Genomic DNA, 12,206 nt, shown 5'->3' with positions numbered 1-12,206 from the left:
TATCCTGCATTTCAAAGAAACGAATAGCGACTGAATCCGGTTCGCTCATTCGCGCGGCATGCGGCGGAACCCGAGCAGCGCGACCAGGCTCACGACCGACGTCGCGACGATATACAGCGCAGGCGACGCCTTGTTGTGCGTGGTTGCGATCAGCCACGTGACGATCAGCGGGGAGAAACCGCCGAAGACCGTCGTCGGGATGTTGTACGACACCGCGAGCCCGGTGCTGCGCACCGCGGCCGGGAACGCGCGCGCCGACAGCGCGGGCACCAGCCCGACGAGCACACCCATCGGCGCCGCGGCGGCGGCCTGCATGATCAGCAGGTTGCGCAGTGAAGGGCTCGCGATGACCCACGTATAGAGCGGCAGCGTGATCGCGGACAGCACGACGATCGCGGCGGCGACCATCGCGACCGGCCGGCGCCAGACGTCGCCGAGCAGGCCGGCAAGCGGCGCGATCGCGACCATCACGATGCCGGCGACCGTCGTGCTCATGAACGGCGCGGACATCGGCAGCCCGAGCTGCTTCACCGCGAACGTCGGCATGTAGATCAGATACATGTAGAACGCGGCCGTATTGACGATCGTCACGCCGATCGCCGCGAGGAACGACGCGAGATGCTCGCCGAACAGGTGCTTGAGCACCTGCGCGGCCGGCAGTGCTTCGCCGTGCACGAACACCTCGGTTTCCGACACGCTCCGGCGGATGTAAAAGCCGACCGGGCCAATCAGCAGCCCGACCACGAACGGCACGCGCCAGCCCCAGCTTTCGAGCTGATGCGGGCTGAGCGACGTCGTCAGGATCGTGCCGATCGTGCCGCCCAGCACGATGGCCAGCATCGTGCTCGACATCTGCAGGCTCACGAAGAAATGGCGTCGATGCGGCGGCGCCTTTTCCGCGAGGAAGGCGACGGTGCTGCCGAATTCGCCCGATGCCGCGAAGCCCTGCACGAGCCGCGCCAGCACGAGGATCGTGGCGCCGAGCCAGCCGGCCTGCGCATACGGCGGCGCCACTGCGATCGCGGCCGTGCCGGCCAGCATCAGCCAGATCGTGACGGACATCGCCGCCTTGCGGCCGTACCGGTCGCCGTACAGCCCGAGCACGATACTGCCGAGCGGCCGCACGACGAACCCCACGCCGAAGGTCGCCGTCGCGAGCAGCAGCGACCCGACCTGCCCGGCCACCGGGAAAAACAGCTTCGCGATCACGCTGGCGAAATAGCCGTAGATCACGAAGTCGAACCATTCGAGCGCATTGCCCGCGGCGGCCGCCGCGACGTCGCGCAGCGTGCCCGCTCGCGCGGACGGCGGCGCTCCCGCCGAACGGCGATCGAGCGCCAGGGCGCCGGCCGGATTCACTGCATCCTCTTTCATCGTCTGACTCCTCCACCTGCTGGCTGCCGTGGTTTTGCATGCATGTTCGATGCGCACCGTTACCGCGTCCAACGGATTTCCGGAATATGATCATCATCAACGTAAATAACGGTGCGAGCCTGCATGCGGCGTCGTCGCGCCGCCGGGCCGGCTCGCCGCAAGGGCAAACGCGGCCTTGCCCGCACGGCCCGTCGCCCGGACACTGGCCGGCACGACGTTCCGGTTCCTGCGCCACGTGCGGGAGCCCGGCAACCGAAACGGAGATGTGTGATGAAGGATGTGTTCCGCCAGCTCGACCTCAACCTGCTGCGCGTGTTCGCGGCATTGATGGCTGAAGGCAACGTCACGCGCGCCGCCGAGCGGCTGGCGCTTTCACAGTCGGCGGTCAGCAATGCGCTGCGCAGGCTGCGTGAATCGCTCGACGACGTGCTGTTCGAGAAGACCGTCTCGGGCGTGCGCCCGACCGCGCGGGCGCGCGAGCTGTGGTCGACGATCCAGCCGCACTTCGACGCGTTGAAGCAGGCGATCTCGCCCGACCAGTTCGATCCGCAGGAGCATCGGGGCACCTTCACGATCGCGATGTCGGACTACACGGTCGAGCGCATCATGCCGCGCCTCGCGCAGTACATGAGCACGCATGCGCCGGCGATGCGGATCGAGATCACGCAGTTCAGCGTCGCCGACCTGCCGGGCATGTTCGACCGCGGCGGCGTCGATCTCGCGATCGGCGGCTACCTGAACGACGCGAGCCCGAGCAGCGGCGTGCGCACGCACGAGATGTGGCCGATCCACTGGAGCTGCCTGATGCGCAAGGATCACCCGCTCGCAAAGGGGCCGCTCACGCTGAAACGCTTTCTCGCGGCGCGGCATCTCGACGTCGGGTTTTCCGGCATGCGGGTGCCGGTGTACGACAGCCTGCTCGCCGCGCACGGCCTGCGGCGCAATCTCGTCCTCACGTTGAATGCGTACTCGCCTGCGCTTGCGATCATCCGGGAGTCGGACTTCATCGGCGTGCTGCCAACCACGCTGCTCGATCTATCGATCCATGAGAAGGAACTGGTGTCGCGGCAGCCGCCGGTGCGCATGCCTGCACGGCCTTACTGCGTGATCTGGCATCAGCGCTGGGACAGCCATCCCGCGCACCGCTGGCTCCGGCAGACGATCGTGTCGCTGTTCACGCGCCCGGCGGAGCAGCCGGGCGACGCCGTGCGCCCGGCCACCCGGCGCGCCGCCCGCTAGATGCGCGGGCGCGCCGCCTCAGCCGTTCGACACCAGCAGCCGGATCCCCGCCACGCCGAACACGACGGCGAGACACGCTTCCATCGCGCGCCGGCCGCGCACGTACAGCCGGCGCGCGCCGTCCATCGAGAACACAAGCGCATAGCCGCCGAACACCAGGCACCCGATCACGATGCAGCCCGGCACGACGGCGCCGTGCGACGCACCCGCGCCGTGCGACGACAGCGCGACGATCGACACCCACACGAGGATCGCTTTCGGATTGGTCAGGTGCAGCATCGCGCCGCGTACATAGAAGCGCGACAGCCGTTGTTCGCCCGCTGCGTTCAGCGATGCCGCTACCTTGCCCGACAACGCCGTGCGCCCCGACTTGAACGCGAGCCACAGCAGGTACAGCCCGCCGAAGAGCTTGATCGCGACCAGCAGCTTCGACCACGCCAGCAGCGCGGCCGACACGCCGAGCGCCGCCACCGTCGCCCAGAACATCGACCCTGAAATCACGCCGAGCGCAAACGCGAGCGCCGCCTTGCGGCCCTGGTTCGCGGCGACCGACATGATCGCGAGATTGCTCGGCCCGGGGCTGGCCGTCCCGATGAAATAGGCCGTGTAGGCCAGCAGCAGGTTGGCCGAGAAGAAGGCGTGGACGCTCATGTCTAACCTCGCAGGGATGATCAGGGGATTGTTGGCAAACACGCGCCGTCTGCCCATGGACAATTGGCCCGCAATTCGCTGGGCCAGTTGGGCGTCGCGCAACCGGAGCGCCGCACGCGAAACCGTCTCGGTTTTGAAACACCCGTCACATTCGCCAGCGGTTTTCGCCGACCCTGGCGGCCGCCCCGTACCGCTGCGCCAGGCCCGCCGAACGCTTGGCAGGCGCAGGCGGCACGCGCATGCCGGTTCGTTTCGTCAGACCGACGGGGAAACACGCGATGCGTCTTATCCCGGCGTTACGTTACATCCATGAAGCATTTCGCCTCGCCGCACCGCCCCGCGTACCCGGCATGCATCGCACCGCGCCTGTCGATGGCCGCCTCGATCACCTCCGCCACCCAGCACCGGCGGGACTCGCCGCCCCGCATCGCATCGTCGCTCAACATTACTCAACAATCGTCCCGCTGCGCTGGTACGGAACCTGCATTCCATTCGGGAGACAGCCGCGCCGTTCACCGCGCGGACACGAACCCACCGTCGGGCGCGTCCACCGGGCACACCCGAACGATTCGAGCAAGTTACGAGGCCCTCCATGGATGCGCTGCCCAATTCGTCCGACACGTCGTTCCAGCTCTTTCTCGCGAAGCTGCTCGAACAGCCGTTGCCCGACTGGACCGAAAAACAGCAGATGGAACTCGAGATGGCGCGCTCGCTGTCCACCGAAATGGTCCACCTCGCCGAGGACATGCGCGGCCGCACGCCCGATCTCGCGCGCTGCCTCGTGCTGCTCCGCTACGCGAAGGTGCTCGACTTCATGCTGACGTCGCTCGCCGCGCACCGCGACATTCATCCGCAGACGCTGCGCACGCTGTTCCGGCTCGCGAACCTGAAAGTCGACGATGCCTATCCGGCCTGAGCCGGCACACCGCATCGGCTGCCGCCGGCGGCAAGCGCGGCCGCGGCGGCCATGCCCGATTCGCGTCGCACGATTGCCCGGCAACCTCGCCGCATGAGCATCAGAAACCGGAAATCCCGGCAGGCCGGCGCACTCGGCGCACTCGGCGTGCTCGTCAAGCGCGACGGGCGCAAGGCACGAAAGCGTCTCGCCCCGAACGATCGCCGCTACGATCACGACGTCGAGCGGACGATGCGGCGCTTGTCGCCGGCCGACCTGTCCAATCAGCTGGCCGACACTGACGACGGCGCGGACGCCGCCGCGGCCGGTTTCGCCGATGTGAGACGCACGCCGTGAACGCTGTCGACTTCGACCAGATCTGGCCGGCCATCTGCGAAACGCCCGCCTGGTCCGTGACGAAAGGCCAGGGCAGCTTTCTCACGTTCGAGTTCGGCCAACCCGTGCTGCATGTCAGGGAGCCGCTTGCCGGCTCGCCCGGCCTGTCCGCGGCGGCGCGCGACAGGCTCGCGTCGCGGCACGTGACGGTCGCCGGCAACGGGCATCTGTGGATCTGCTACTGCCATTGGTCGATCGCGCTCGACGGCCACGAGCTCGCGCACAGCGAATCCCGATCCGGCGACATCGCGGCCGCCGCTCAACGCCTCGACGGACAGATCCTGCAATCGGTCGTGCCATGCGCCCAGCCGGGTTCGTGGGCGTTCAACTTCGACCTCGGCGGCAAGCTGACGACCTGGCCATACGGCGACGACCCGGCCGACGAACAGTGGCATCTCTACGACCGGCGCTCGGGCAACGTGCTGACCGCCCGCGCGGACGGCACCTGGTCGTATGGCTCGGCGAACGCGCGGCCCGGCAGCGGATCGTTCGGCTCCGGATAGCCGCCGCGCGCGCCCTGCCGGCTTCCGGCTGCACGCCGGCCCCTCCCCGCAAACGGAGGTACAATCGCGCGCCATGAACGCACTTCGCCGCTTCCTGCTCCGGCAAGGCGTCGCGCGACAGCTTCTGTGGGGTTTCCTCCTCGTGACGCTGCTGTCCCGCGCGCTGATGTCGGGTGCCGTGATGCTCGATCCGGACGGTCCGGATGCGGGCTCGGTGGTGCTGTGTTCGGGCCGCGGCCCGCTGATCGTCAACGTGGCGGCACTGGCCGCCCGTTTCGATGCCGGCGCGCCGATCACACCGGCCAACGACGCGCGGGCGCTCGCCGATGCGCTCAAGCATGACGCGCATGCCGACAACACGGCGTCGTCCGGAAACGGCGACAGCCTGTGCGCATTCGGTGCCGTGCTGTTCACGGCGCTGGCGTCGTTCGTGCTGCTCGTGCTGCTGTTTCCCGCCGCCGCGCCGCGGCGATGCCGGATTCGCTTCGACAGCATTCCCATCGTGCGATCGGTCTTCGGCGATCGCCCCCCCTCCCGCGCGCCTCCCCTGTTCTGCTGACGGTTCCGCCCAGCGGCTCGTGTACGTCGATGTGCATGGGCCTGCACGCCGTTCGTCTCACACGACCTGATTCAAGCGTTCACCCGCCTGCCCGCACCGCGCGGGCGACGCCGTCATGCGCCCCTTCCGCGCATGGCGCCGCGCCGCCCGTTCCGTCGATGCGCGCAGGCGAGCGCGACGCACGTTGACGTCCCCGCCGGCCCGCGCCGGCGTGGCGGCTCAACGCATACGAGGAGCTGACACCATGTCGACCACCGTCGAGCGGGCCCTCTCGCCCGCCCAATCCGCCCACGCCGGTTACCGGACGCTCTGGCGCTGGCACTTCTATGCCGGCCTGTTCGTCATGCCGTTCCTGGTGGTCCTCGCGATCACCGGAACGCTCTATTGCTTCCAGCCGCAGATCGAGCCGCTGCTGTATCCGCACCGGCTCGTCGTCGAGCCCCGCGCCACGCCGCGACTCGATCCCGACACGCTGCTCGCGAGTGCGCGCACCGCGATGCCGGCCGGCGCGACGCCGGTTTCCGCCCAGGTCTCGACCGCGCCGGACCGCAGCGCCGAATACGTGTTCCGGCTGCGCGACGGCAGCCGCGAGAGCGTGTACGTGAACCCGTACGACGGCAGCGTGCTCGGCACGCTGAGCGTCGAGAACCGCTTCATGCAGGTCGACCGGATGCTGCATCGCAAGCTGCTGCTCGGCAAGACAGGCGAGTTGCTGATGGAACTCGCCGCGTGCTGGACCTTCGTGATGATCGGTACCGGCATCGCGCTGTGGTGGCCGCGAGGCGCTGCGCGCGTCGGGCCCGCACTGCGCCCCGACCTGTCGCTGCGCGGCCGGCCGCTGTGGAAAAGCCTCCACGCGACGGCCGGCATCTGGCTCGCGGCCGGCACGGTGGCCTTCATCCTGACGGGGCTGCCGTGGTCCGGCTCGTGGGGCAAGAACTTCAAGGCGCTGGCCGCGACCGTGAATCTCGGCGCGCCGGAAGGCGCATGGGGCGACGCGTCGGTGCGCTCGACGCGCCCGGGTGCCGCCGCGGCGCCTGCGCCTGCCCAGGCTGCCGCGCCGTCCGGCCATCACCACGAATCCGGCGAGTCGATGCCGGGGATGGTGATGGACGACCTGCCGCTGCCGCAAACGCCGTGGGCAGTCGGCAACGTGCCCGTCCCGCATTCGCCGTCGGCGCCGACCCCGGCACCGCTGCCGCTGGCACGCGCGATCGCGATCGTCGCGGGCCTCGGCGTGACGAGCGGCTACACGCTCGCGCTGCCGTCCGGCGCGGACGGCGTGTTCACCGCGTCGTACTTCCCGGACGACCCGAAGGCCGAGCGGACGATCTACATCGACCAGTACAGCGGCGCCGTGCTGAAGGACATCCGCTATGACGATTACGGCGCGGTATCGCAGGCCGTGTCGTACGGCACGTCGCTGCACATGGGCCGCTACTTCGGGCTCGCGAACCAGATCCTCTGCGCGGTGCTGTCGCTCGGGCTGGCCGCGATGGCCGTCACGGGCACCGTGATGTGGTGGAAGCGCCGCCCGGCGGCCAGGCTCGGTGCGCCGTCGCGCGAGCGCGGCGCGCCGCCGATGCGCGGCTGGATCGCGGGGCTCGTGCTGCTCGGCGTCGTCTTCCCGCTGATGGGCGCGACGATCGTCGCGGTCTGGTTGATCGACCGTCTGCTGTTCGGCCGTGCGGCACGCGCAGCGGCCTGATTCATCGCGCGCCGGCGCACGCTGCGCGCCGACGCGCCAGGCCCGGGCCACGGCGTGGCTCGGGCTGTTCGCGCTCGTGCTCGCGCTGGTCGCGCCGCTGATCTCGCAACTGCGCGCACCGGCATCCGATAGCGGCGTGCCGCCCGCGGCGATCTGCTCGGCAACCGGCAACACGCTCGTGGCGCACGCGGAACCGCATGCGCCGTCCGATGCGCATTTCGACCGCTGCGGCTATTGCGGCCTGCTCGCCGGCCATCCGCCGCTGCAGTACGCGGCGTTCCTGCCCGCCTCCCCGGCCGTGCGGCATGCGCCGCCCGAGCCACCGATCCCCTCCCCCCGCAGCCCGTCGAAGCGCTACGCGCCCGCCGCCCGCGGGCCGCCTTCCGCACACGCCTGACGCCCATCGCGACGGCACCGCCGCACACCGCGCGGCGCCGTCCGCTTCGCCTGCCCGCCCAGCCGGTGCCCGATGCCGAGCCCGCGCGCGTGACCACGCGCGGCGGCCGGCGCCGCGCATGGCGCGCATCGTGTCCGTTTCATCAAACGTCACCCTATCCATACGTACAACGACATGTTTCCCTCGACCCGTATCGCCGTCGCGCTGTCCGGCGCGATCTCCGTGCTCTCCGCGTCGGCCGCATGCGCACAAGGCGCCGCCGTGCCAACCGACGCACCGGCCGCGTCGACGCTGCCCGCGATCAACGTCAACGCGGCCCGCGCGCCGGACTCGCTGACATCGAAATCGACCGGCAACCTGAAGCGCACGCTCGAGCAGACGGTCGGCTCGGTAGGCTTCGTCGATGCCGACAGCTACCGGAACACCTACGCATTCACGCTGCGCGACGTGCTGAAGGACGTGCCCGGCGTGTTCGTCGAGAATCGCTACGGCCAGGAGCTGCGGCTGTCGATTCGCGGCTCGGGGATCGCCCGCTCGTATCACACGCGCGGCCTCGAGATCCTGCAGGACGGCATTCCCACCAACCTCGCGGACGGCAGCGGCGACTACTACCAGATCGATCCGCTCGCGCTGCAGGCGGTGCAGGTCTACAAGGGCGGCAACGGCCTCGCGTACGGGGCGTCGACACTCGGCGGCGCGATCGACTTCATCACGCCGACCGCCCATACCGCCGACGCGCCGAACATCGTGCGCGTGGAAGGCGGCAGCTACGGCACGGTGCGCACCAGCGCGCAGATCTCGCGCGTGCTCGGCCCGCTCGATTTCCTCGCGAACTTCAGCGTCAATCACGCGGACGGCTATCGCGATCACGCGAAGGGGCAATACGAGCAGTTCAACGCGAACGTCGGCTACCGGTTCAGCCCGACGGTCGAGACGCGCTTCTACGTCGGCGTGTACGTCGTCGACCAGTTGCTGCCGGGCACGCTGTCGCTGTCCGACGCGCTGAACAACCCGACCAGGGCCGCGCCGAACGCGATAGCGGGCGACCAGGCGCGCAACACGCGAACCGAGCGGATCGCGAACCGCACGACCGTGAAGCTCGATTCGGGCGAACTGCAGTTCGACACGTGGGCGATTCACAAGAGCCTCTATCACCCGATCTTCCAGGCGCTCGACCAGGACGGCTGGACCTACGGCTTCGCGCCGCGCTACACGGGCCGCCTGACGCTCGGCGGGATGCGCAACGACCTGATCGTCGGCGCGCGCTTCTTCGGCGGCCGCACGCAGGCGAACCAGTACGTGAACGTCAACGGCAACAAGGGCGCGCAGACGCTCGACTCGACGCAGACGGCGTTCAACTACGAGGCGTACGTCGAGAACCGGCTGTTCGTCCTGCCGGCCGTCGCGCTGATGGCTGGCGTGAAGGCGTTGCACTCGGTGCGCGAGTACATCGACAACGGCGGGCTGCCGCGCGACCCGAATTACAAGTCGACGAACGCGAGCTACAGCGGCGTCAATCCGAAGCTCGGCCTGCTGTGGCAGCCGGATGCGCATACCCAGGCCTACGTCGACGTCACGCGCAGCCAGGACGTGCCCGACTTCACCGACCTCACGCAGACCTTCTCGAACACGACACGCTTCACGCCGCTCGCTTCGCAGCATGCGTGGACGATCGAGTTCGGTACGCGCGGCTCGCGCGAGCGCGTGAGCTGGGACGTGACCGCCTATCGCTCGCTCGTGCGCGACCAGTTGCTGCAGTACACGACGAACCCGGATGTCCCGGCGGCGACGTTCAACGCGAACAAGACGGTGCTGCAGGGGATCGAGGCCGGCGCGTCGGTCGAGCTGCTGCGCAACGTCACCGGGCGCGGCGCGGGCGACAAGGTCACGCTGTCGGGCATCTGGAACCTGAACGACTTCCGCTTCAAGAACGACCCGCAGTACGGCAACAACCGGATCGCGGGCGTGCCGCTGAACGTGCTGCGCGCGACGCTGGGGTATGCGCGGCCGAGCGGCTTCCACATCGCGGCCACCCTCGACTGGGTGCCGTCGGGCGCCTGGGCCGACGATGCGAACACGTTGCGCGTGCCGAGCTATGCGCTGCTCGGGCTGCAGGCCGGCTACGACTTCCGCAACGGGCTGTCGCTGTTCGTCGATGCACGCAACCTGACCAACAAGCGTTATGTGAGCGACATCAGCACGGTCGCGGATGCACGCACGGCGAACACCGCGATCTTCTATCCGGGCGAAGGGCGCAGCGTGTTCGCCGGCATGCGGTACGCGTTCTGATGCGTCGCCCGCGGCATAGCTCATTGCACAGATTAAAAGGATACCGAAACATGAAGTTCAGATCGATGCTGCCCGCCGCCTTTCTCGCGGCCTTCGCGCCTGCCGGGCAAGCACAGGAAAGCGACGTCAAGCACACCGGCACCACGCTCGCGCCGATTCGCGTCAACGCCCAGAAGGCGACGCCGCTCACGCAGCCGCTCGACACGGGCAGCCGTCTCGGCCTGTCGTCGCTCGAAACGCCCGCGAGCGTCGAGCAGATCGATCGCACGACGCTCGACACGCGCGGCGACAGTTCGATCGTCGATGCGGTGAGCCGTGCCGCCGGCATCAGCGCCTCGCCGCATCCCGGCAACGGCGGCTCGGAGCTCGGCGCGCGCGGCTTCGTCGGCGCGTCGTCGGTCACGCAGCTCTATGACGGCGTACGCCCATACGGCGCGATCGGCATCACGTTTCCGTTCGACACGTGGCCGGTCGATCATGTCGACGTGCTGCGCGGCCCCGCTTCGGTGATCTACGGCGAAGGCGCGATCGGCGGTGTCGTCAACATCGTGCCGAAAAAGCCGACGCGCGGCGCGATCCAGAACGAGCTGCAGGCCGGCGGCGGCACCGAAGGCACGGCGCGGGCCGCGTTCGGCAGCGGCGGCGCGATCAACGACAAGCTGTCGTACCGCTTCGACATCAGCGGCAACCGCTCGTCGAACTGGGTCGACCGCGGCAATTCGCGCAACCTGTCGATCTCCGGCGCGCTGCGCTACGACGTGACGTCCGACCTGTACGTGACGGCGTCGTATGCGCAAGGCTTCCAGCATCCGATGCAGTATTTCGGCGTGCCGCTCGTCAACGGCGCGCGCGATCGCGCGTTCGACAGGAAGAACTACAACGTCGGCGACAGCGACATCGCGTTCCGCGACAGCTGGGCGACGGTGTCGGCGAACTGGCAGCCGAGCGACAGCCTGAACGTGACGAGCACGCTGTACCGGATGAAGAGCAACCGTCACTGGAAGGATGCCGAGTACTACACGTACCTGCCGTCGACCGCGCAAGTCCGGCGCAGCAGCTATACGGAGATCTTCCACGACCAGGCGCAGTACGGCAACGTGACGGCGGCCACCGTCACCGGCTCGCTGCTCGGGATGCGCAACACGTTCTCGACGGGGTTCGAGTTCAATCACACGACGTTCCAGCACGACAACAACTCGCCGTACTCGGGCACGTCGACGGTCGATCCGTTCAACGTCGATCCGGGCAGCTTCATCAACACGGCCGGCACCTATCCGAAGTACCGCAGCCAGGCGAACCAGTACGCGCTGTTCGCCGAGAACCGGCTGGAGATCACGCCGCGCTGGTCGGTGATCGGCGGGCTGCGCTACGACCATGCGAGCGTGAACCGCGACGATCTCGTGAACGGCGGCGCATTCTCGAAGGTGTTCGCGAACACGGGCTGGCGCATCGGTACCGTGTACGACGTGCAACCCGGCCTCGCCGTGTACGGCCAGTATTCGGTGGCGGCCGATCCGATCAGTTCGCTGCTGTCGCTGAATGCGTCGAAGGCGAATTTCGCGCTCGCGTCCGGCCGGCAGATCGAGATCGGCGTGAAGCAGTCGCTCCTCGGCGGCAACGCGGAATGGACGCTCGCCGCGTACCGGATCGTCAAGAGCAATCTCCTGACGGCCGATCCGCTGAACCCGAACCAGTCGATCCAGGTCGGCCAGCAGTCGTCGCGCGGGCTCGAGGCAACCGTCGGCGCGGAGATCGCGAAGGACTGGCGCGTCGACGCGAACGTGTCGATCCTGCGCGCGAAATACGACGACTTCCAGCAGACGTCCGGCGGCACGACGGTCTCGCGTGCGGGCAACGTGCCGGTGTCGGTGCCGCAGCGGCTCGCGAACCTGTGGGTGAGCTGGCGCTTCGCGCCGGACTGGACGGGCATCGCGGGCGTCAAGTACGTCGGCAAGCGCTTTGCCGATACCGCAAACCAGCTCGTGATGCCGTCGTACACGACCGTCGATCTCGGCCTCGCGTGGAAGCCGCGCAAGGACACGACGATCACCGCGCGCGCATACAACGTGTTCAACCGGCGCTTCGTGCAGTCCGCGTACTACAACGAGACGCAGTACCTGCTCGGCAACGACCGGCGGCTCGAAGTGCTGGCGAACTACCGGTTCTGATGCGGCGCGATGCGGTGCAACGCGCGT

At 68.6% G+C, this 12,206-nt stretch carries 11 protein-coding genes; 9 read left to right on the top strand and 2 right to left on the bottom strand.

The window, feature by feature from the left end:
* Nucleotides 1-45: 45 nt before the first annotated feature.
* Complete coding sequence (locus B7G54_RS21120) at nucleotides 46-1,374, bottom strand: MFS transporter (protein WP_085040844.1); 1,329 nt, start codon at nucleotides 1,372-1,374, stop codon at nucleotides 46-48.
* 270 nt (nucleotides 1,375-1,644) lie between these two features.
* Between B7G54_RS21120 and B7G54_RS21115 the strand changes: the two genes are divergently transcribed.
* Entirely contained in the window at nucleotides 1,645-2,613 is a 969-nt protein-coding gene (locus B7G54_RS21115) for a LysR family transcriptional regulator (protein ID WP_085040843.1), read from the top strand.
* An 18-nt stretch (nucleotides 2,614-2,631) separates the two neighbouring features.
* Here B7G54_RS21115 and B7G54_RS21110 read toward each other — a convergent pair whose 3' ends face one another.
* The gene (locus B7G54_RS21110) at nucleotides 2,632-3,264 is read right to left on the bottom strand and encodes a LysE family translocator (protein ID WP_085040842.1); all 633 of its coding nucleotides are present in this window, start codon (nucleotides 3,262-3,264) and stop codon (nucleotides 2,632-2,634) included.
* Between the two features lie 592 nt (nucleotides 3,265-3,856).
* Here B7G54_RS21110 and B7G54_RS21105 point away from each other — a divergent pair.
* The 8 genes from B7G54_RS21105 (at nucleotide 3,857) to B7G54_RS21070 (ending at nucleotide 12,179) form a co-directional block, all read left to right on the top strand.
* Complete coding sequence (locus B7G54_RS21105) at nucleotides 3,857-4,180, top strand: hypothetical protein (RefSeq protein WP_021162626.1); 324 nt, start codon at nucleotides 3,857-3,859, stop codon at nucleotides 4,178-4,180.
* Between the two features lie 93 nt (nucleotides 4,181-4,273).
* Nucleotides 4,274-4,516, top strand: a complete 243-nt coding sequence (locus tag B7G54_RS21100) for a hypothetical protein (protein ID WP_085040841.1) — start codon at nucleotides 4,274-4,276, stop codon at nucleotides 4,514-4,516.
* The gene (locus tag B7G54_RS21095; protein WP_085040840.1) at nucleotides 4,513-5,058 is read left to right on the top strand and encodes a hypothetical protein; all 546 of its coding nucleotides are present in this window, start codon (nucleotides 4,513-4,515) and stop codon (nucleotides 5,056-5,058) included. The genes B7G54_RS21100 and B7G54_RS21095 overlap by 4 nt, the downstream gene beginning before the upstream one ends.
* A 73-nt stretch (nucleotides 5,059-5,131) precedes the next feature.
* Nucleotides 5,132-5,617: a DUF2946 family protein gene (locus tag B7G54_RS21090; protein WP_085040839.1), complete on the top strand. Its 486-nt coding sequence runs from the start codon at nucleotides 5,132-5,134 to the stop codon at nucleotides 5,615-5,617.
* A gap of 244 nt (nucleotides 5,618-5,861) precedes the next feature.
* Nucleotides 5,862-7,325: a PepSY-associated TM helix domain-containing protein gene (locus B7G54_RS21085; RefSeq protein ID WP_085040838.1), complete on the top strand. Its 1,464-nt coding sequence runs from the start codon at nucleotides 5,862-5,864 to the stop codon at nucleotides 7,323-7,325.
* Nucleotides 7,303-7,722 carry a DUF2946 domain-containing protein gene (locus tag B7G54_RS21080; RefSeq protein ID WP_085040837.1) on the top strand — a complete coding sequence of 140 codons (420 nt, stop codon included), beginning with the start codon at nucleotides 7,303-7,305 and terminating at the stop codon, nucleotides 7,720-7,722. The genes B7G54_RS21085 and B7G54_RS21080 overlap by 23 nt, the downstream gene beginning before the upstream one ends.
* A gap of 174 nt (nucleotides 7,723-7,896) precedes the next feature.
* Nucleotides 7,897-10,011, top strand: coding sequence for a TonB-dependent receptor family protein (locus tag B7G54_RS21075; protein WP_085040836.1), 2,115 nt, complete (start codon nucleotides 7,897-7,899; stop codon nucleotides 10,009-10,011).
* 50 nt (nucleotides 10,012-10,061) lie between these two features.
* On the top strand, nucleotides 10,062-12,179 hold the full coding sequence (locus B7G54_RS21070; RefSeq protein WP_085040835.1) for a TonB-dependent receptor: 2,118 nt from the start codon (nucleotides 10,062-10,064) through the stop codon (nucleotides 12,177-12,179).
* The last annotated feature ends 27 nt before the right edge of the window (nucleotides 12,180-12,206 follow it).

The sequence above is a fragment of the Burkholderia puraquae genome, from assembly GCF_002099195.1.
GTDB classification, from domain to species: Bacteria; Pseudomonadota; Gammaproteobacteria; order Burkholderiales; family Burkholderiaceae; genus Burkholderia; species Burkholderia puraquae.
Note: the sequence above shows the minus strand (reverse complement) of the source record. Positions and strands in the feature narration are given on the sequence as shown.

What these genes read in the sequence shown, in the direction of transcription:
- B7G54_RS21090 (WP_085040839.1), top strand. Translation starts at nt 5,132, where the DNA reads ATGAACGCACTTCGCCGCTTCCTGCTCCGGCAAGGCGTCGCGCGACAG.
- B7G54_RS21075 (WP_085040836.1), top strand. Translation starts at nt 7,897, where the DNA reads ATGTTTCCCTCGACCCGTATCGCCGTCGCGCTGTCCGGCGCGATCTCC.
- B7G54_RS21110 (WP_085040842.1), bottom strand. Translation starts at nt 3,264, where the DNA reads ATGAGCGTCCACGCCTTCTTCTCGGCCAACCTGCTGCTGGCCTACACG.
- B7G54_RS21070 (WP_085040835.1), top strand. Translation starts at nt 10,062, where the DNA reads ATGAAGTTCAGATCGATGCTGCCCGCCGCCTTTCTCGCGGCCTTCGCG.
- B7G54_RS21105 (WP_021162626.1), top strand. Translation starts at nt 3,857, where the DNA reads ATGGATGCGCTGCCCAATTCGTCCGACACGTCGTTCCAGCTCTTTCTC.
- B7G54_RS21115 (WP_085040843.1), top strand. Translation starts at nt 1,645, where the DNA reads ATGAAGGATGTGTTCCGCCAGCTCGACCTCAACCTGCTGCGCGTGTTC.
- B7G54_RS21120 (WP_085040844.1), bottom strand. Translation starts at nt 1,374, where the DNA reads ATGAAAGAGGATGCAGTGAATCCGGCCGGCGCCCTGGCGCTCGATCGC.
- B7G54_RS21085 (WP_085040838.1), top strand. Translation starts at nt 5,862, where the DNA reads ATGTCGACCACCGTCGAGCGGGCCCTCTCGCCCGCCCAATCCGCCCAC.
- B7G54_RS21100 (WP_085040841.1), top strand. Translation starts at nt 4,274, where the DNA reads ATGAGCATCAGAAACCGGAAATCCCGGCAGGCCGGCGCACTCGGCGCA.